A 378-nucleotide genomic window follows, 5' to 3' on the forward strand; every position below is an offset into this window, starting at 1 on the left:
CAGCATATTATATGCATAACGCTGCTTTTCATCGTCGGTGTCATAAACATTAGTACTATTGTCTAGCATAGCTAACACCTCTCATTGTAGGGGTTAAGTACTTTTCCTCATAAGCGCTCAACTCAATAAACCGACTGAATCAGCTCTTGTGTGATCTCAGTGTTTGGTTCTAACATATCGTCAGCAAGACGACGCTTACTAGATAACAGCTTGTCCAGTTTAATTTCAAAGGTCTCGAAATCTTGTGCTGCAATAGACGGATAGTACACATAGACCTCTTTATCTTGTCCAATGCGATATGCCCTATCTGTCGCCTGGTCTTCTTTAGCAGGGTTCCAGCTCCGTGTATAATGAATCACATGATTCGCCTTTTGGATA

Annotated in this window: 1 protein-coding gene; it reads right to left on the bottom strand. The window is 41.3% G+C overall.

The features are described 5' to 3' along the window. Positions 1-122: 122 nt before the first annotated feature. Positions 123-378, bottom strand: a 256-nt coding sequence (locus BTV99_RS12825) for a helicase-related protein (RefSeq protein ID WP_143507207.1), incomplete at its 5' end; no start/stop codon positions are given.

Source organism: Psychrobacter sp. Rd 27.2 (assembly GCF_001921755.1).
Classification (GTDB): domain Bacteria; phylum Pseudomonadota; class Gammaproteobacteria; order Pseudomonadales; family Moraxellaceae; genus Psychrobacter; species Psychrobacter celer.